The 19,062-nt window shown below is 34.9% G+C and carries 18 protein-coding genes; 9 read left to right on the forward strand and 9 right to left on the reverse strand.

Going from position 1 to position 19,062, the window contains the following annotated elements; all coding sequences use genetic code 11:
• The 4 genes from ACIQ0D_RS05695 to mce form a co-directional block, all read right to left on the reverse strand.
• On the reverse strand, positions 1–273 hold a 273-nt coding region (locus tag ACIQ0D_RS05695), incomplete at its 3' end, for a triose-phosphate isomerase (RefSeq protein ID WP_395803622.1).
• 13 nt (positions 274–286) lie between these two features.
• Positions 287–1,471 (reverse strand): putative sugar nucleotidyl transferase, encoded by a 1,185-nt coding sequence (locus tag ACIQ0D_RS05700; protein WP_395803624.1) that lies wholly within the window; start codon positions 1,469–1,471, stop codon positions 287–289.
• Between the two features lie 63 nt (positions 1,472–1,534).
• Positions 1,535–1,783, reverse strand: a complete 249-nt coding sequence (locus ACIQ0D_RS05705; protein ID WP_291401318.1) for a type B 50S ribosomal protein L31 — start codon at positions 1,781–1,783, stop codon at positions 1,535–1,537.
• 146 nt (positions 1,784–1,929) lie between these two features.
• Positions 1,930–2,331 carry a methylmalonyl-CoA epimerase gene (mce, locus tag ACIQ0D_RS05710; RefSeq protein WP_395803626.1) on the reverse strand — a complete coding sequence of 134 codons (402 nt, stop codon included), beginning with the start codon at positions 2,329–2,331 and terminating at the stop codon, positions 1,930–1,932.
• Between the two features lie 122 nt (positions 2,332–2,453).
• Between mce and ACIQ0D_RS05715 the strand changes: the two genes are divergently transcribed.
• The 6 genes from ACIQ0D_RS05715 (at position 2,454) to ACIQ0D_RS05740 (ending at position 8,892) form a co-directional block, all read left to right on the forward strand.
• Positions 2,454–3,665: an IscS subfamily cysteine desulfurase gene (locus ACIQ0D_RS05715; RefSeq protein WP_395803628.1), complete on the forward strand. Its 1,212-nt coding sequence runs from the start codon at positions 2,454–2,456 to the stop codon at positions 3,663–3,665.
• 238 nt (positions 3,666–3,903) lie between these two features.
• Positions 3,904–4,317 carry a Fe-S cluster assembly scaffold IscU gene (gene iscU / locus ACIQ0D_RS05720; RefSeq protein WP_291401312.1) on the forward strand — a complete coding sequence of 138 codons (414 nt, stop codon included), beginning with the start codon at positions 3,904–3,906 and terminating at the stop codon, positions 4,315–4,317.
• Positions 4,318–4,359: 42 nt separating this feature from the next.
• On the forward strand, positions 4,360–4,686 hold the full coding sequence (locus ACIQ0D_RS05725; protein WP_395803630.1) for a HesB/IscA family protein: 327 nt from the start codon (positions 4,360–4,362) through the stop codon (positions 4,684–4,686).
• A gap of 131 nt (positions 4,687–4,817) precedes the next feature.
• Positions 4,818–6,731, forward strand: coding sequence for an AMP-dependent synthetase/ligase (locus tag ACIQ0D_RS05730; protein WP_395803632.1), 1,914 nt, complete (start codon positions 4,818–4,820; stop codon positions 6,729–6,731).
• Between the two features lie 139 nt (positions 6,732–6,870).
• Complete coding sequence (gene lysS, locus ACIQ0D_RS05735) at positions 6,871–8,592, forward strand: lysine--tRNA ligase (protein ID WP_395803634.1); 1,722 nt, start codon at positions 6,871–6,873, stop codon at positions 8,590–8,592.
• 84 nt (positions 8,593–8,676) lie between these two features.
• Positions 8,677–8,892, forward strand: a complete 216-nt coding sequence (locus tag ACIQ0D_RS05740; RefSeq protein WP_395803636.1) for a hypothetical protein — start codon at positions 8,677–8,679, stop codon at positions 8,890–8,892.
• Positions 8,893–8,895: 3 nt separating this feature from the next.
• Here the strand turns inward: ACIQ0D_RS05740 and ACIQ0D_RS05745 are convergent, their stop codons facing one another.
• The gene (locus ACIQ0D_RS05745; protein ID WP_395803638.1) at positions 8,896–9,444 is read right to left on the reverse strand and encodes a DUF2892 domain-containing protein; all 549 of its coding nucleotides are present in this window, start codon (positions 9,442–9,444) and stop codon (positions 8,896–8,898) included.
• A 73-nt stretch (positions 9,445–9,517) separates the two neighbouring features.
• Between ACIQ0D_RS05745 and ung the strand changes: the two genes are divergently transcribed.
• Entirely contained in the window at positions 9,518–10,195 is a 678-nt protein-coding gene (gene ung, locus ACIQ0D_RS05750) for a uracil-DNA glycosylase (protein WP_395803640.1), read from the forward strand.
• A 4-nt stretch (positions 10,196–10,199) separates the two neighbouring features.
• On the opposite strand, the gene ACIQ0D_RS05755 is transcribed toward ung, so the two are convergent.
• Positions 10,200–10,670 (reverse strand): Lrp/AsnC family transcriptional regulator, encoded by a 471-nt coding sequence (locus ACIQ0D_RS05755; protein ID WP_291401297.1) that lies wholly within the window; start codon positions 10,668–10,670, stop codon positions 10,200–10,202.
• 139 nt (positions 10,671–10,809) lie between these two features.
• On the opposite strand from ACIQ0D_RS05755, the gene ACIQ0D_RS05760 reads away from it, so the two are divergent.
• On the forward strand, positions 10,810–11,466 hold the full coding sequence (locus ACIQ0D_RS05760; protein ID WP_395803642.1) for a metal-dependent transcriptional regulator: 657 nt from the start codon (positions 10,810–10,812) through the stop codon (positions 11,464–11,466).
• Entirely contained in the window at positions 11,463–13,334 is a 1,872-nt protein-coding gene (locus tag ACIQ0D_RS05765) for an Nramp family divalent metal transporter (protein ID WP_395803644.1), read from the forward strand. Before ACIQ0D_RS05760 ends, ACIQ0D_RS05765 begins: the two co-directional genes overlap by 4 nt.
• A 414-nt stretch (positions 13,335–13,748) precedes the next feature.
• Here ACIQ0D_RS05765 and ACIQ0D_RS05770 read toward each other — a convergent pair whose 3' ends face one another.
• The 3 genes from ACIQ0D_RS05770 to ACIQ0D_RS05780 form a co-directional block, all read right to left on the reverse strand.
• Positions 13,749–15,662: an OmpA family protein gene (locus tag ACIQ0D_RS05770; protein ID WP_395803646.1), complete on the reverse strand. Its 1,914-nt coding sequence runs from the start codon at positions 15,660–15,662 to the stop codon at positions 13,749–13,751.
• 84 nt (positions 15,663–15,746) lie between these two features.
• Positions 15,747–16,721 (reverse strand): type IX secretion system membrane protein PorP/SprF, encoded by a 975-nt coding sequence (locus ACIQ0D_RS05775; RefSeq protein ID WP_395803648.1) that lies wholly within the window; start codon positions 16,719–16,721, stop codon positions 15,747–15,749.
• Between the two features lie 105 nt (positions 16,722–16,826).
• Positions 16,827–19,062 (reverse strand): gliding motility-associated C-terminal domain-containing protein (locus ACIQ0D_RS05780; protein WP_395803650.1); only part of this gene is annotated, 2,236 nt, incomplete at its 5' end.

Below are 19,062 nucleotides of genomic sequence, written 5' to 3' on the forward strand. Positions count from 1 at the left end.
TGCACCACTTGAAGCTATCATGGAAGCTGATATTTCACCAGTAAAGGCTCCGCTATCTGCATGATGACAGTTTTGAGCACCAATAGATAGTTTAGAACTCCCATCTAAAGATTTGGCGAGGCTACTTAAATGAATACTTGGTGGACAAACAATTACTTCTTGTTCTCCACTAAGTTCTACCTTAAGAAGTCCCTGTATTTCATTAAATAGTTGAATTCCTTGATCTAAATTCAAATTCATTTTCCAGTTGCCGGCAACTATGTTTTTTCTCATTATTTATTTCTGTTTAAAATCTTCTATATTTTTGAGTAAGTCCAAAAACATGACTTAATATTTTTTGTTCTATTTCATTAAAATCAGCTCCCCTTCGTTTATAAGCTTGGGTTGCCGTTTCAAAAACACGCTTTAAAGGATAAACATCAAAGCCTTGGTTTCCACCCCAAGAGAAATCTGCCACAAAATTTCTAGGGAAACCGGATCCAAATAAATTAGTGCTCACTCCTACTACTGTACCGGTATTAAACATAGTATTTATCGCGCATTTAGCATGGTCGGCCATAATTAAACCACAAAACTGAATTCCCGTTTTACGAAATCTTTCCGTTTTATAATCCCACAATCTAACCTCTGCATAATTGTTTTTCATATTGGAATTATTACTATCTGCACCAATATTACACCATTCACCTAGGACTGAATTTCCCAAATAACCCTCATGACCTTTGGCTGAATTAGCAAAAATGACCGAATTATTTATTTCACCACCAGCTTTTGAATGAGGTCCGATGGTGGTCATCCCATAAATTTTTGCACCCATTTTAAGAATGGCATGATTACAAAGTGCAAAAGGACCCCGGATATGACAACCTTCCATAATTAGAGAATCCTTTCCGAGATAAATCGGACCTAATTTGGTGTTAAAAGTTGAGCATTCTGCATCCACTCCATCTTCTATGAAAATTTGATTTCCAATAATGGTATTGGTACTGCTCAGATTTGCAGAACTACGTCCTTTAGTAATTAGTTCAAAATCCTTTATAATTTCTTCGCCATTGCGTAAAAATATATGTTCTGGAAATTCGATTCTAACAAAAGGTAAATGATATTCAATTTTCCGAAAAGCTGAAAGAACGTTTAAATCAAATTCGTTAGCACCAGATTCATTTAACCTTAAGGCAATTAATAAGGAATCAGAAAAAAGAGCCTCCCCTTCATTTAGGGCACTTATTGCTGAAAGTAGATCTTGGTCTGGACAGAAGGCAGAATTAATAAAAAGATTATCAGACTCAATTGAAATTGGATATTTTTCTTGGAGATAATCTTCTGTGAGATAAGAAATATTTGAATTTAAATAACGTTTCCACTTTTCAGCGATAGTCAAAATTCCAATTCTAAATTCAGAAATAGGTCTAGTGAACGCCAAAGGAAATAAATTGGCACGAAACTGATCGTCGAAAAGAATAATACCCATAGCACAAAAATAAAAAAAGTCCCGACCTTATGAGTCGGGACCTCGATTATAATTTATAAATAATTATTTCTTTTCGTAACGGGTACGGAACTTGTCGATACGTCCTGCAGTATCAACTAGTTTCATTTTACCTGTGTAGAATGGGTGTGAGGTGTGAGAAATCTCTAATTTAACTAGTGGATATTCATTACCATCTTCCCATTTAATACTTTCTTTAGTATCAATACAAGATTTAGTTAAGAAAGAATATTCGTTAGACATGTCCTTGAACACAACTAATCTATAATTTTTGGGATGCAATTCAGCTTTCATCTTCAATACTTTTTAAGAGGTGCAAATATAGCATAAAATACATTTATTAAAAAGTAATTTTAAAAAATATCATAATCAATTCATTATCAGACTCCCAAATTCGTTGCAGAAGGCTTAAAAATCATAAAAAAGCATGATTTTTTAATTTATTTTATTTCTTGACAGAGCTCAATCAAAACACCATTTGATGATTTTGGATGTACAAAACAGACCAATTTATTATCAGCACCTTTTTTGGGGCTATCATTTAAAAGTTGAAAACCTTCGTTTTTTAGACGGAGCATTTCCTTTTCAATATCATCAACTGCAAAAGCAATATGATGAATCCCTTCACCACGTTTGTCAATAAATTTATTTATCGGACTATCGGGTGAGCTTGCTTCCAGTAACTCTATTTTACTTTCACCAATTTTAAAAAACTCGGTGATCACTTGCTCAGAAACTACCTCTTCTTTTTTATAGCTAGCGATACCTAAAAGACGTTCATATACCGATGAAGAATCCTTTAGACTTTTGACTGCAATGCCGATGTGCTCTATCTTATCCATAATCCTATTAATATGGCATAAAAATGACTATTTTATCTATACCATCATAGACAAAATTGATAATTACTGAAAAAAATATTTCATATCTTTGTAGAAATTAAACAAGAAACAAATATCTCGAAATGGAATTGCCTATATACTTAGATAATAATTCAACTACCCCCATGGATCCACGTGTTTTGGAAGGTATGTTACCTTATTTTAATGCAAAATTTGGGAATGCAGCAAGCCGTAATCATGCATTCGGATGGGCGGCAGAAGAAGGAGTTGATTATGCACGTGAGCAAGTTGCGAAACTAATTGGAGCAAATGAAAAGGAAATTATTTTCACATCAGGAGCTACAGAATCAGATAATCTTGCTATTAAAGGTGTATTTGAGATGTATAAAGACAAAGGCAATCACATCATTACCTGCGTTACAGAGCACAAAGCTGTTATAGATGCTTGTAAGCATGTTGAAAAACTAGGTGGTGAAGTTACCTATCTTGGCGTTAAAGCAGATGGAATGATTGATCTGGCTGAATTAGAGGCAGCAATGACTCCAAAAACTATTCTAGTTGCAATCATGTACGGAAATAATGAAATCGGTGTTATTCAGCCAATTAAAGAAATTTCTGCTATTGCACATAAACATGGTGCATTATTCATGTCGGATGCAACACAAGCTGTCGGAAAAATTCCTGTTGATGTAAATACTGATGGTATCGATTTAATGGCTTTTACTGGCCATAAAATGTACGGACCAAAAGGAGTTGGTGTACTTTATGTTCGTCGTAAGAATCCAAGAGTAAAAGTTACTGCTCAAATGGATGGCGGAGGTCATGAAAGAGGTATGCGCTCTGGCACTTTAAATGTTCCAGGAATTGTAGGATTAGGAAAAGCTGCTGAAATTTGTCGCTTAGAAATGGAGCAAGAAGCTAATCGTCTTTCAAAACTACGTGATAAATTACAAGCTGGACTTACAGTGCTTGAAGAAAGTTATGTAAATGGAAATGTTGATCACCGCTTGCCTCATGTAGCCAATATTTCTTTCAAATATGTTGAAGGTGAAGGATTAATGATGGCCATGAAAGACTTAGCAGTATCTTCAGGATCTGCTTGCACATCTGCTTCTTTAGAACCATCTTATGTTTTAAAAAGCTTAGGTCTATCAGATGACTTAGCACACTCATCCATTCGTTTTGGCTTAGGACGCTTTACAACAGATGAAGAAGTTGACTTCGCGATTGAGCAAACTAAAAAAGCAGTAAACCACCTACGCGACCTTTCACCACTTTGGGAAATGTTTAAAGAAGGTGTTGACCTTGATAAAATTGAGTGGGCAGAACACTAGAATTAGATTAAGGAACAAAGAATAAGGACAGTAAAGTAGAATCTAGTATCTTTGTTTATAGATTTCTAAGTACTTTGTACTATGTACTAATTTGAAACAAGAAAACTCTAAATTAAGTCAAATTTTAACTCCTGAAAATATCGCCAGCCTGACAACTGATAACCGTCAACTGACAACTGATAACTGATAAAAATAAATTAAACTCAAAGCCAGAAAACTGGTAATAAATATTAAGAAAATGGCATACTCAGAAAAAGTAATCGATCATTATACCCATCCACGTAACGTTGGAACGCTTGATAAAAGCAGCACTAAAGTTGGTACTGGTTTAGTTGGAGCGCCTGAATGTGGCGACGTAATGCGTTTGCAAATTGAAGTAGATGAAAACCACATGATCACAGATGCAAAGTTCAAAACATTTGGATGTGGATCAGCAATTGCTTCATCTTCACTTGCTACTGAATGGTTAAAAGGTAAATCAATTGATGATGCAATGAAAATCGACAACATGGATATTGTTGAAGAATTAGCATTACCTCCAGTTAAAATTCACTGTTCAGTATTAGCTGAAGATGCGATTAAGGCTGCAATTAATGATTATCGTGTAAAAAACGGTCTTGAAGCATTAGAATTGCCTAAATCTCACCACTAAATTTTTTTGGCTTAAAATCCAGAAATTTTTTAAAATTTTAAAATGGTAACTGTAACAGAAAAAGCGAAAAGTAAAGTTGAACAACTGATGTCTGAGAACCAACTCGATAAGAGTTATTTCTTACGTGTTTCTGTTCAAGGTGGGGGTTGTTCTGGTTTATCATACAAAATGGATTTCGATAATGAAGAGAAGCCTGGAGATCAATTTTTTGAAGATCAAGGCATTCGTTTAGCCCTCGATATGAAATCATTTTTATACCTCGCAGGTACAGAACTTGATTTTTCAGACGGTTTAAACGGTAAAGGCTTTAACTTCATCAATCCAAATGCATCAAGAACTTGTGGATGCGGAGAAAGTTTTTCCGTGTAACTCTCTATTAATCAGTTAGTTACATTATTTATTGATCAGAATAAAAAAACAAAAGACTCATTTATGAGTCTTTTGTTTTTTTAGAGGTATTCTGTTATACTTGTTTATTATAAATTATCAGACACAACCAAATGAATTCAATTACAGAATCTACTACCGTTCCGCAATTAATCAGAAATGTAGTCGGGTATGTTCACGATGAAAACACTACCTTTTTACTTCATAAAGTAAAAGAAAGCTGGGTAGAACTCAGCTATAAGCAAGTACTAGATACGGCAGATGCTATTTCAAGCTATTTTCTTGAAATGGGAATTAATAATGGTGATCGTTTAGCACTAATTATTGAGAACTCGGTCGATTGGGTTTATTATGACCAAGGATTGCAACAAATTGGAGGTGTCAATGTATCGATCTACCCTACCCTCTCTGAGACTGAAATTGAATATATTTTAAATGATTCGGGAGCAAAGGCGCTTCTAGTTGGGAGTCCTTTTTTGCTCAGGAAAGTTATAAAAATTGCAAATAACTGTCCAAACCTGCAACGTATCATTCCTGTTTTCGAAGATTATCAAAAATATCTACCTGATAACGCTTTGAACGCGGGAGTTATCAATTTTAAAAACCTTATTGAAGAAGGAAAAAATACTTTAGCGCAAAATAAAAAACAAATAGAAATAGCTAGAGAAGCTATACTTCCTACTAATTTAACCTCACTAATTTATACTTCAGGTACAACAGGAACCCCTAAGGGCGTAATGTTAACTCATTCTAATTTTGTTCAAAATGTGAAGGTTTGTCTGCAACAGATTCCTGTAATAAATAAGGACGATCTTTTTCTTTCATTTTTACCCCTATCACATGTATTTGAGCGCACAGCCACCTACCATGTTTGCTGTGCTGTAGGTAGTAAAATTGCTTTTGCACAGAGTCTTGAGCTTTTAGCTAAAAATATGGCTGAAGTAAAACCGACCGTTATGAGTTGTGTTCCACGTTTATTAGAACGTATCCACGATAAGGCGATGAAAAATGGCACATCTGCCGGCGGAGCAAAAGCTAAAATATTTTTATGGGCTATTCAAATTGGAAAAGAGTACCGTGAGATTCATGAAGCGGGCAAAAAGGCAAATTTCATTTTAGAGGCGAAAAAAGCACTAGCTGAAAAACTAGTTTTCAGTAAAATAAAGGAAAAAACTGGCGGAAGATTAAAATTCATGCTTTCTGGTGGAGCTGCTCTCCCTAAAAATGTGGGTGAATTTTTCGGGAACTTAGGAATTAAAGTTCTTGAAGGATTCGGATTAACTGAAACATCACCAGTAATGTCGGTTACCGAATACCACCGTCAAGTTTATGGTACCGTAGGCCGAATTATTCCGGGTATTGAAGTCGCAATACAAGATGTTGAAAGCAAAAAGATCCTTTGTGTTCAAACACATGAAAGTTTTGATGAGAATTTTGAAAGCGTAGAAGGTGAAATAATTGTCAGAGGGCATTGTGTGATGAAAGGATACTGGAATAAGCCATTAGAGACCGCAGAAGTGATTGATTCGGATGGCTGGTTTCATACTGGTGATGTAGGGCGTTATTTTAAAGGTAACCTTCAAATCACCGATAGAATCAAAAATATGCTGGTAAATGCTTACGGGAAAAACATTTATCCTACACCAGTAGAAAACACTTATTTAAAAAGTCCCAAAATCGAACAAATATTTTTGATTGGGGATAAGCGTGAATATATTACAGCAATTGTAATTCCTTCGAAAGAAGTATTGCAAGAGACTTTCAACTTAAAAGAAGAGTTTTTCCAGGAGCAAGATTACTTTATCAGAGACCAAAAAATCATAGACTGGTTAAATGAAGATATCCGAAAATATTCCAATGAGCTTGCTAAGTTTGAGCGTATGAAATCCTTTTTAGTGAAAAGGAATCCTTTTAGTATTGAAGAGGGTGAAATTACACCTACTATGAAAGCTAAAAGAAAGGCAATTGAGAAGAAATATGCTGATGATATTACATCGCTCTATTTACAAGAAACAGAAGCAGATTAGCATAAATTTCGATTGCAATCGGTTTTAATGGTCGATTTATTGAATTTCTTGGATTTTCTCAATCAAACAACAGGAGCATGCACGTAAAAGATAGAATCTATACGTGCTTTTTTCTTATTTTTGCAAAAATTTTAAATAAATGAGCATCGGATTATCTGAATTGGAGATTTTGCGCCGTGAGGCCTTAGTTGAATTACGAAACCTTGGTATTGACCCCTACCCACCTGAAGCATTTGAAGTAAACGCATTTGCGAAGGATATTTTAGATAATTACGAGCGCGATAAAACATCCTATAAAAACATCCGTTTTGCGGGCCGAATCATGAGTCGCAGGATAATGGGAAGTGCCTCCTTTGCTGAGCTTCAAGACTCAACAGGAAGAATTCAAGTGTACATTAACCGTGATGAAATTTGTCCCGGAGAGGATAAAACCTTATATAATACCGTTTTTAAGAAACTTTTAGATATCGGCGATTTCGTTGGCATATCCGGATATGTTTTCACGACTCAAACCGGTGAAATTTCGATTCATGTAAGTGAAATGAAAGTTTTATCGAAGTCGCTAAAGCCACTCCCAATCGTAAAACGCGATGATGAAGGGAATACTTACGATGGTTTTACCGATCCTGAAATGCGTTACAGACAGCGCTACGTTGATTTAACGGTAAATCCTGAGTTCAAGCACATTTTCATGAAGCGGTCGAAGGTAATTAATACCATGAGATCATATTTCGATGACCAAGGTTGGATGGAAGTAGAAACCCCAATCCTGCAACCTGTACACGGTGGTGCTGCAGCAAGGCCATTTAACACACATCATAATACCTTAGATATGCCTCTTTATTTGCGTATTGCAAATGAATTGTACCTCAAGCGACTCATCGTTGCGGGATTTGATGGGGTGTATGAATTCGGTAAGATGTTCAGAAATGAAGGCATGGACCGTACCCATAACCCAGAATTCACCTCCATGGAAATCTATGTAGCATACAAAGATTATATCTGGATGATGGGCATGGTAGAGCAATGTCTAGAAAAAGTAGCCATCGCCATTCATGGGAAATCAAGTGTAAAAGTTGGCGAGCATGTAATTGAATTTGCTGGACCATACGAGAAACTTTCCATGTACGACTCCATCAAGAAGTTTACAGGAATTGATGTTTCGGCAATGGATGAAGAAACATTAAGAGCTACTTGTAAGCAATTAAATATTGAGGTAGACCCAAGTATGGGTAGAGGTAAGTTAATTGATGAAATATTTAGTGAAAAGGTGGAGGAGTTTTTAATTCAGCCGACTTACATTACTGACTATCCAATTGAGATGACACCACTTGCTAAGAAGCATCGCAGTCAGGAAGGACTTGTAGAGCGTTTTGAGCTATTTGTAATGGGCAAGGAGATCGCTAATGCCTATACAGAGTTAAATGACCCTATAGATCAACGTGAGCGCCTAGAGGAACAATTGCTACTTGCAGGAAGGGGTGATGAAGAAGCAATGGCCATGGATGAGGACTTTTTAAGAGCTTTAGAATATGGAATGCCACCAACATCAGGTTTAGGTATTGGAATTGACCGTTTAGTAATGTTAATGACCAATCAAAGCACCATTCAAGAAGTTCTATTCTTCCCACAAATGAGGCCTGAAAAGAAAATAAAACAAGCTTCAGCAGAAGATTTTATAGCACAGGGAATTCCGGCAGAATGGGTTCCCGTACTCAATAAAATGGGATTTAAAACGCTTGAAGAGCTAAAAGCAGCCAATCCAAATAAAGTATTTAATGACCTTGGCGGGATGCGTAAAAAGATGAAACTTGAAATAAGCATGCCTTCAAAAGAAGCTGTCTTAGCATGGTTTAATTAACAAAAGCATAACATAAGCATAAAGGCCTTTTAACGAAAGTTAAAAGGCCTTTATTTATTTTTAGGGAATTTAAAATACAAGAAAATGAATACTCTAAAAATTGAAATTTCCGATCAGGAATACCTAATCAAATTAAAGAAAGATGATTTTAGTCTTTCACTAATAAAAAATCTAGTGAAGCGAGTAAAAGAAGAACACAATCAAGAACTAAGTGAAATTAATTATGGAAGTGAAGATCTTAAATATTCACAATTAAATTATGACTCAACAAGCCGATTTGATTATTTAGGTGATAAATAAAGCCTAAAACTGGCGATAATTTCGCTGTTGAACTGTACGATCCATCTGTCCCATTTGCTCCTTCATCATTTTTATCTGATCAGCCAATAATTTATTTTTATCGGCTTTTTTAGCTTCTTGAAGCAACAAAGTAGCCTCTCTCTTATTTCTTTTAGCCATGGCAATACCAGCCAAACTCAATTTTGCAAGTGCAATATTATGATCCATGGTCATACCTAAACTCAATGCTCTTTTAAAGTACTTCTCCGACTGTAATGGCGCTTTACGTGATTCAATAAGTCCGATAAGCAAATTATAATAACCCTGCTGACCACTAAACAATTGCGTTTCAGCATTTTTAATTCGACTTAACCAAACGGCAGCCTTATCCATATTATCTTTACGCAAATAATACTGAGCAATGAGCATATATTCATTGTAGAAGAAAGTTACTGCTATTAAAATGGAAAAGAAAACCGATAGAATTCCCCATCCCCAAAATCCAAAAACCATTAAAGCTACTGCTGCACCCAGCACAATGGCTGCAAATATCAATCTGATGTAATTAGGCATTATCTTTTTATCTTTTAATTGAACACAAATATCCGTTTATTTGAGCGTTTAACCAATATCTATCTAAGAAAATATGGAAATTCAAATAGAAAGTAGCTGGAAACATGTTCTGAAGGAGGAATTTGAAAAAGAATACCTGAAAAAACTAGCTTCTTATCTTCTTTCGGAAGAAAAAAAAGGAATTTCTATTTTCCCACCAAAAGATTTAATTTTCAATGCATTTAATCATACTCCATTTGAGAAAGTAAAGGTAGTTATACTGGGTCAAGATCCATATCATGGTATTAATCAGGCAAATGGACTAGCATTTTCGGTTAATCAGGGAGTGACGATTCCGCCGTCATTAAAAAATATATTTAAGGAACTTCATTTAGAGTACCCAGATTTTAAGCATCCAACACATGGCGATCTTAGTCAATGGGCAGATCAAGGAGTATTATTATTAAATGCAACTTTGACTGTTGAAAATTCGAAAGCGGGTTCGCATCAAAATCAAGGTTGGGAACAATTTACAAATAAAGTTATTCAGGTTTTATCCCAAAAACGGACAGGTATAATATTCTTACTATGGGGAAAATTTGCACAAGCTAAATCAAAGCTAATTGATTTAAATAAACATGAACTATTAACCGCATCACATCCATCTCCCCTTTCTGCGTATAATGGATTTTTAGGATGCAATCATTTCAAAAAGACAAATGAAATCCTAGAAAAAGCGGGAAAAGATCAAATAAATTGGCAATTAAGCTGATAAATTAATATTCTAAAGGTACTGCAGGTTCTTTCTTATTGGTCGACATGATCATCATAGTTTGAAAGGTTTTCACGACCGATATTTTACTAATCTTATCCATAATTAAACGTTCATAAGATTTAATATCCTTTACATAAGCCTTAAGTAAAAAATCGCATTGACCGGTAACGTGGTGACATTCCGTAATTTCCTTAATAGCTGCAATTTCTTCTAGAAATACCTGAATAGTATTGTTTTTATGAAAATCAAGTTGAATTTGAATAAAAGTTTTTATTCCTAAACCGAGTAATTCTTCATCTACAAGCGCATGGTAACTCTTAATATAATTTGATTGTTCTAGCTTTCTAACACGCTCTAGGGTTGGAGCTGGCGAAAGACCTACTTCATGAGAAAGTTGAAGATTAGTTATCCTTCCATTCTCTTGCAAAATTTTTAAAATTCTAAGATCTATTTTATCTAGTTCGATTGCCATAATAAGACAAAAATAAAAGTTTTAAAGCATAAAGCCAAATTTAATTTTAAAAACAGCCCATAAAATTAGCATATATTTTTTCAATTTAAATTTTTAGATTAGTCTAAAAAAATAATTAGATTTGTTTAACTCTTATTATATGCATTCATTCACAGAAGAAAATTATTTAAAAACAATTTACCATTTAAGTAGCACTAACAGCTTGGTAGTGAGCACAAATCAGATTGCGGAGATAACTAATACCAAAGCAGCCTCTGTAACCGATATGTTGAAGAAGTTATCCGAAAAAAAACTAATCAATTACATTCGCTATCAAGGAGTTACATTAACTGAAAGTGGCAAAAATGCAGCTTTGAATATTATCAGAAAGCATCGTCTTTGGGAATTTTTCTTAGTAGAAAAACTTGGTTTTAAATGGGATGAAGTACATGACATTGCCGAAGAGTTGGAGCATATTAATTCAGAAAGCCTTATTAACCGCCTAGATGATTTTTTAGGTAATCCTTCTGCCGATCCTCATGGGGATCCTATTCCCGACCGCAAGGGTGCTATTCAGCAGAAAAAAATGATAAGGATATCGGAAATGAATCAGAGTGAATGTGGAATTATTTCAGGTGTAAGTGAACACTCATCAATCTTTTTAAAATTATTAGAAAAACTAGGCTTAACACTCGGTACACATGTTTTAGTTAGAGAAAAAATTGAATTTGATGGCTCAGTCATCATACAAATAAACGAACAAAATGATCAATCAATTAGCCGAGAGCTTGCAAAAAATATTTTAATCATGCTATGAGTAATAAAGATGAGTCGTTAAGTGAAGTTCATGCTTCTGTAAACACTGCAGGAAAAACAGGATGGCGGAAATTATTCGCCTTTATTGGTCCTGCTTATTTAATCAGTGTAGGTTATATGGACCCTGGGAATTGGGCTACCGATATCGCTGGAGGTAGTCAGTTTGGCTATAAACTCATTTGGGTACTGTTGATGTCAAACTTAATGGCTCTTTTATTACAATCATTAAGTGCACGACTTGGTATTGTTAGGGGACTTGATTTGGCTCAGGCGTCTAGAAATACCTATCCCAATTATATCAATTACCCTTTATATGTTTTGGCACAAATTGCCATTATTGCTTGTGATTTAGCAGAAATTATCGGAATGGCAATTGGCTTGAACCTCTTATTTGGTTTACCCTTGATTTGGGGAATTACAATTACCATTTTAGACACCTTCCTCCTACTCTTTTTAATGAATAAGGGCATGAGGATAATGGAAGTTTTTATTGTTTCGATGGTATTTATTGTGGGAGTATCCTTTCTTACCGAAATGTTTATCATAAAACCTGCTATAGACGAGGTAATTTCTGGCTTTCAACCATCAATTTTAACTGGAAATGCATTATATATTGCCATTGGGATAATTGGCGCCACAGTGATGCCCCATAATTTATATCTGCATTCCTCTTTGGTACAAACAAGGAAGATTGAGCGTAATTCAAAAGGTATAAAAGACTCATTAAAATACAATTTTATTGACACGGCAATTGCGCTAAATCTAGCTTTTTTCGTTAATGCAGCTATATTAATTCTGGCAGCTACCGCTTTTTACAAAAATGGATTATTTGAAGTTGCTGAGATTCAAGATGCATATAAACTACTCGATCATATTTTCGGGTCTGTTGCTCCCACCATGTTTGCTATTGCGCTCATTGCATCTGGGCAAAGCTCTACGATTACTGGGACTTTGGCGGGTCAAATTGTGATGGAGGGGCATTTAAGATTAAGGATACAACCTTGGATTAGACGCTTATTAACAAGATTAATGGCTATTGTACCGGCATTTTATACCATACTCCATTTTGGCGAAGATGCTTTAGGAGGATTACTTGTTTTAAGTCAGGTGGTATTGAGTTTACAACTTGGATTTGCGGTAATTCCATTAATTCATTTTAACTCCGATAAAGCTACCATGAAAGAGTTTGCTATAAAGCCATGGGTGAAAATATTTGCATGGCTAACTGCATTCATTATTGTGAGTTTAAATGTGCAATTAGTTATCGAGGAAATTGGCACTTGGATAAATGATACAGTAATTTCTATTTGGTGGATTTATTTGCTAGTTATACCAAGTATTATTTATGTATTCGGACTGCTGCTTTACGTATTTATAAGTCCCTTTTTCAAAAAATCACAACCTGATTCGACAATTGTTCCGCATGGTGATGCTTTAGAAATTAAAGAAATAAAGCCTGTTGATTATCATAAAATTGGGGTAACCGTTGATTTTTCAGAAAATGATAGAAATACAATCAGGCATGCACTTTTACAGGGAGGCAAACATGCTGAATACCACCTAATACATATTGTTGAAACAGCTGGAGCGAGATTTCATGGTGAAAAAGTATTAGATTATGAGACTAAAAGCGATATAGACAATCTGGAGAAGTACAAATCCAATCTGGAAGAGTTGGGATATAAAATTGAGATTGCGATTGGATACGGAAATACTGCAAAGGCTATTTGTGAGCTGGTGAAGTCGAGAGAGCTAGAATTACTAGTGATGGGTACCCATGGGCACTCAGGCTTTAGAGATTTATTGTTTGGCACTACTTTAGAAAAAGTTAGGCATCGCGTACAAATTCCGGTATTGATTGTTAAGTAAATTCAAAAGAAATACAATCCTAAAAAAGCTAATTAAACAACTAGAATTTAGCATTTTAATTAGCTCCCAAAAACGTAATTTGATTGTTTTACAAACTCCAATATTGAGCAAGGCTTAAAGGTTCAGGTTATAGAATAAATTCGGGAATATTACCTGAAAAAATATTTTAACCTTAAGTTTTGTCATGTGATTCAACAGTTAATCCCACTCAAAAAACCGAACCTGCTGACTGAGTTAATGATTGAATACTTTGAGCACTATTATTTAAATATTCCTACTAGAAGTATTTTTTTACCCTTACTATTTTTTTTAAGACAAATAAAAATATTTAGTTAAAGTTTAAAAAAGACGTTTCATAAATGGAGCGCCTTAAGCTAGTATCTATAAAAAGCACATTGCGCCACATGAAAACCCTTATTGCTTTACAATTTTAAATTCTGTTCTTCGATTAAGCTGATTTTGTTTAATGGTGCAAGTGTTACATTTTTCAATCGGCATGCTTTCTCCATAACCTTTTGATTTTATTCTACTTACATCAATACCATTTTTAACTATATAAAATACTGCAGATTTAGCCCTCATTTCAGATAACCGCTGGTTGTATTTATCATCACCTTGATTATCTGTATGTGCGGATAACTCTACCCAAAGTGTTGGATTATCCTTCAACATTTCGACTAGTTTATTTAAAGTAGCGAAAGAGCTTGGCTTAATCTTAGCCTTATTGAAATCGTAATAGATATTCTCCAATACTATTGGCTTTTCAATTACAATTTTATTTAGGGCTAAATCAAAATTAAGTTTTCCATCGATATCGATTCCTTGGGTAGAAATCTTTGTACTCTCACTAATGTAATTCGTTTTATCTACCAATAAGTTATAATCAGAATTCTCATCTAAATAGATATTAAACTTGCCATTTTCATCTGTTTGGATTTTAATAGGCTTCCCATTCGAATCTGTGATAGTTATTACAGCATTCGCCAAAGGCTGATTGGTTTCCTTATCTAAAATTTGAATATCAAGAGGAACCCTTATTTTCTCAGTATCTATGTAACTATAAATATCATCATTACCTAAACCACCTTCCCGGTTTGATGATAAAAATCTTTTTTTAGTACTAGTCAGAGAATAAGCGAAATCATCTTGCGAGGAGTTTATTGGGAAACCAAGATTTTCCAATTTACTTACAACACCGTCTTTTATTCTTGCTCTATAAATGTCTAAACCGCCCATACTAATCAGGCCGTCTGTCGAGAAATAATGATAGCGACTATCAAGAGCAATGCTTCGCTCATTACCCGGTGTATTCAAAACTTCGAAATTGATTGCATCCTGCCATTCACCATTATCATTACGTTTACAATAGTAAATGTCTGTCCCGCCTTTACCCCCTGGCATATTACTCACAAAGTATAAAGTCTTTGCATCTGGACTTAAAAACGGATCTCCAACCGACCATTTTTGGACTTTATTATATCTAAATGGAACAGCATCAGTCCATTCACCGTTTATTTTTTTGGAACTAAATATTTCAACATTAATCTTCTCCCCTTTCACAATATCTTCAAACTTATGTAGGGTACGGGTACTTGTGAAATAAACCTCATCTCCAGCGGCATTAAAAACGGGTGTTCCAATATGGTAATCGCCATTAAAATTCAAATGAAAAATCGAAATTGAATCAGCTTCAATTTCCTTTTGGTATATCTTTAAATAGGCATTTCCCGTTGCACCATAAATTTTCTTATTCGGATACTTCCTTATTTTATCAAATTTCAAAAATGGTGCGGCTACTTTATTACCTATGGGATCTGTATATCCCCTATCCGAAGTAAAGACTATTGAATTTTGATAATCAACAGCTCCAAAGTCAGCTTTAGGCGAATTTAAAGTCGCTTCATTTAAAACAGTAACTGGCTTCGGACTCTTCATCCATTTTATTGCAGAATCACAGGAAGATTTCCAAATTTTAATTTGCTTTAATTCTTCTGGCAATACTTCTTTGAGCAATTTTTCGTATTTCTCAAAATTAGACTTGGCTTCACTATATTTACCATTAAAGCTTAACATTTTGGCATACCATAAGGTAATTTCAGGTTTAGCACCCTTCATTCCTTGTAATAAACCGTACCAGCTTTCGGCTTGTTTATAATCACGCAATAAACGGTAAGATTCTGCCAAACGACTGCTTGAATGCAGGGTGTTTTTCTGCTGATAGGCTTGTGTATACAACTTAACCGCTTTGGCATAGTTATACATATCAAACTGTTTATCAGCTTCTTTTAATATATATTGAGCATTTGCTGTGCTGTACAGAAACGTCAATATTATATATATATAAAGAATTTTGAAGGTTGTTTTCATTTAAATTGTAAATGTTCTTAAATTAAAATGTTCTTAAATTTTACATTAAAAACAGCGAGGGGTTAACATTCCTATTAATTTGGGCTTAAAATAGAAACCAATTGAAATTTCATGGGTTCCACCAGAATAGCCACTTATTTGAGTTAAACTATAATCAAATGCATAACCCAAACGTAACTTTGGAGACACAAAAAACTCGGTCATTCCTACAATTGCATTCTTTTTCAAAAGGTCTTTTTGTAAATAAGATTTATCATAAAGTTTAACTCCCGTACGATAACTTCCCCCAATCCAAACTTTATCTGCTAATAATAAAAAAGCATTCAAATCTAAAGTTGTTGGTCCCCCACGATCATCCTTAATTAAAAAGGAAGGTTTTATCTGCACAGATTCATTTATAGGCAATAAACCACCAGCTGTTAAATAATAATGCGGCTTAGGAGTTACAGTATATATTCCATTAGTCCTATTTCTAGAAACATATTGCGCCAATAAATAATCAGCAGAAAAACCTGCATACCATTTATCATTCGAATAAAAAGCTCCTGCTCTAAAGTCGGGAAGGGTATTCGATTGATAATCTAAAGGAATTCTAGTATCATTTAAATCAATGGCATTCAACATAGTACCATCAATGCTGTTTCGTATAATACCAGCACCAATTCCGAAAGCTAATCGCTCATCTTCCGATTCGCTCAATCGTATACGATAAGCATAATTCACATAGCCCGCCACGGTGTTTTGAGCACCTAATTTATCGGCACTCAATTGCATCGCTAAACCTACATTACCATCGTTAGCAATAGCATCTAGGGCTAAAGACATACTCTTTGGAGAACCCTCAACTCCAACCCATTGATTTCGGTAAAAACTGTGCAAGTTTAGTTCTTCTTTGTAGCCTGCATAAGCGGGATTAATGTAAATACCGTTAAACATGTATTGACTAAATTGGGCTGCTTGTTGAGCTTTCAAAGCCGAAATACACACCAACAAGAAGAATATTAATATTGTTTTTTTCATTTTAATAATTTTAAGGCCAAAACCTCAGAACACTTTAATTATAGATAGCAAAAAGCTATTCCATTTTATTTAAAAGCCAACACCAACCTGTTGGCTTTATTAATTTTAATCTCTTAGTAACATGACCCAGCCTTTGAATACAACCTCTACACCATTTCTATCCTTTAATTTGATAATATAGAAATAAGTCCCCTCACCTAACTGATCTCCATTCCAATCATTTTCATACGAACGTCCAGTACTACGCCATACCTCACTATTCCAACGATTGTAAATAAACATGTTACTTTGTGAATACGCAGCTAAACCTAATACCTTAAACGTATCGTTTTTACCATCTCCATTTGGAGTGATCACATTCGGGAAGGTGAGATCTAAAATTTCTTTGATTGCTGTTGAAGTATTATTACTCATATCAGAATCTGGCTGCGTACTGGTTACAGTTGCAGTATTACTACTAAAGCCTGGCAATTCTGCCATCACTCTAAGTGTTAAGGTAATTGTAGCTCCAACAGAAAGATTACCAATATTCCAAGTCACTTTCTTACCCGAATTTGTTACCGTACCATAACCTGTGGTAGCCGATACAAAGCTTAAATAAGTTGGTAAATCATCTATAGCAACAATACCTGTAGCTAATTGAGTACCCATGTTTTTCACTTCAATACTGTATTCAAATTCATCGCCAATAGCAACTCCCAATGTAGCGGGCGCTGTTTTTACGATGCTTAAGTTTACTAATGGAGCATCTGGATTAACCACAACAGTACTGCTATTATTACCCATCACCGGATCTAATTCCGTAGCAAAAACACCTGCCGTATTATTATAAATACCACTTGTATTTACCGTTGCAGTAATAGTTAATTTGGCAGTTTGTGTATTGTTTAAGGTACCTAGCGACCAAATACCCGTCGAACTGCTATAAGTACCAACTGATGAAACATGACTCACATAAGTATAACCACTTGGCAATAAGTCGTTTACAACAACATTAGTAGCATTATCTGGTCCATTATTTTGTACATCAATGGTAAATACTACATTATTTCCCTTTACTGGACTAGCATTATCTACTGCTTTAACAATAGCTAAATTTGCTTGTAGGGCAGTTGGATTAAGAATAACCTCATCTTTATTATTTATTAAATCAGAATCTTGCTCAGCACCACTTATGTTTGCTATATTTTTATAATCACCACTAACATTTATTCTAGCACTTACCGTAAGTTTAGCAGTTGCTGCATTAGCCAAAGCACCAAGGGTCCAAATACCAGTTACAGGGTCATAAGTTCCGGTAGTAACCGTGCTACTTACATAAGTATAACCACTTGGCAATAAATCATTTACAACAACACTTGTTGCATCAATAACCCCATTGTTTAGTGCTTCTACTGTAAAGGTTACCACATTACCAACCTTTGGAACTACGCTATTAACAGTTTTAATAACTTCTAAATCCACGCAAGTAACCGTAGTTTTTGTGAAATATGATGTTGCGTCTGCAGTAGCAGGAAGTACAAAATTGCCGAGATTAATACTTGTGGGAGTTCCACCATCAACACCAACACAATTTTGCGACCATATTCCGGTACTTAATTGCTGACTTACATAAGACAAGCTATTATTGAATAAGCTTTGGTTTGTACCTAAACCGTTTGGATTATTGGCAGAATTATGCTGTAAACTAATATTCGCTAAACCAGCAACATTACTACTAATTTGCCAAGTACGGTCCATCCCTTTATTCGGAAAGCTCGTTTCATTAGCGATACTTGATGCATAATCCTTAACCTGTACATTCATATTTCTGGCTGCTTCCTGATTGGTTACAATTACAGGAGTATAATCAGTTCCAGCAATACTTAATGGGAAATAGAAGTTAGCACCACTTGCCAAAGCCTCTTTGCTTATTAAGCCTAAACCATTACTCACAACATGCTTTGAAACATCTGCACCTGCAAATAGGCCCTGCTCAGCTAAGACTAAATTAAAATCGTTTAAACAAATATGGCCTTTAGAAAATTTCACTTGGTTAGCTACACGAACATTACCCGATAAACTTAGTCCTTTGGCATTATCTATCTCAATATTAATAAATGTGGGATTTGCACCACTGGTACCATAGCCCCCATTTAATGTTTGTTGCAAAGGATAGCCCGGATAAAGTGGGTTATTTTCTCTAAATACAATATTACCTGTACCAATTTGACCACTACCAGGAAGAGCTATAAATTGCGCCGCCGGATTTACAGTCATATTTTTACCGTAGAAATAAGCAATAGCTCCATCTTCAATATACACTACCGCATTGGGACCAAATATCACATCCCCATGCCAT

This window comes from Daejeonella sp., from assembly GCF_044342615.1.
Classification (GTDB): Bacteria; Bacteroidota; Bacteroidia; order Sphingobacteriales; family Sphingobacteriaceae; genus Daejeonella.

What these genes read in the sequence shown, in the direction of transcription:
- ACIQ0D_RS05700 (WP_395803624.1), bottom strand. Translation starts at nt 1,471, where the DNA reads ATGGGTATTATTCTTTTCGACGATCAGTTTCGTGCCAATTTATTTCCT.
- ACIQ0D_RS05705 (WP_291401318.1), bottom strand. Translation starts at nt 1,783, where the DNA reads ATGAAAGCTGAATTGCATCCCAAAAATTATAGATTAGTTGTGTTCAAG.
- mce (WP_395803626.1), bottom strand. Translation starts at nt 2,331, where the DNA reads ATGGATAAGATAGAGCACATCGGCATTGCAGTCAAAAGTCTAAAGGAT.
- ACIQ0D_RS05715 (WP_395803628.1), top strand. Translation starts at nt 2,454, where the DNA reads ATGGAATTGCCTATATACTTAGATAATAATTCAACTACCCCCATGGAT.
- iscU (WP_291401312.1), top strand. Translation starts at nt 3,904, where the DNA reads ATGGCATACTCAGAAAAAGTAATCGATCATTATACCCATCCACGTAAC.
- ACIQ0D_RS05725 (WP_395803630.1), top strand. Translation starts at nt 4,360, where the DNA reads ATGGTAACTGTAACAGAAAAAGCGAAAAGTAAAGTTGAACAACTGATG.
- ACIQ0D_RS05730 (WP_395803632.1), top strand. Translation starts at nt 4,818, where the DNA reads ATGAATTCAATTACAGAATCTACTACCGTTCCGCAATTAATCAGAAAT.
- lysS (WP_395803634.1), top strand. Translation starts at nt 6,871, where the DNA reads ATGAGCATCGGATTATCTGAATTGGAGATTTTGCGCCGTGAGGCCTTA.
- ACIQ0D_RS05740 (WP_395803636.1), top strand. Translation starts at nt 8,677, where the DNA reads ATGAATACTCTAAAAATTGAAATTTCCGATCAGGAATACCTAATCAAA.
- ACIQ0D_RS05745 (WP_395803638.1), bottom strand. Translation starts at nt 9,444, where the DNA reads ATGCCTAATTACATCAGATTGATATTTGCAGCCATTGTGCTGGGTGCA.
- ung (WP_395803640.1), top strand. Translation starts at nt 9,518, where the DNA reads ATGGAAATTCAAATAGAAAGTAGCTGGAAACATGTTCTGAAGGAGGAA.
- ACIQ0D_RS05755 (WP_291401297.1), bottom strand. Translation starts at nt 10,670, where the DNA reads ATGGCAATCGAACTAGATAAAATAGATCTTAGAATTTTAAAAATTTTG.
- ACIQ0D_RS05760 (WP_395803642.1), top strand. Translation starts at nt 10,810, where the DNA reads ATGCATTCATTCACAGAAGAAAATTATTTAAAAACAATTTACCATTTA.
- ACIQ0D_RS05765 (WP_395803644.1), top strand. Translation starts at nt 11,463, where the DNA reads ATGAGTAATAAAGATGAGTCGTTAAGTGAAGTTCATGCTTCTGTAAAC.
- ACIQ0D_RS05775 (WP_395803648.1), bottom strand. Translation starts at nt 16,721, where the DNA reads ATGAAAAAAACAATATTAATATTCTTCTTGTTGGTGTGTATTTCGGCT.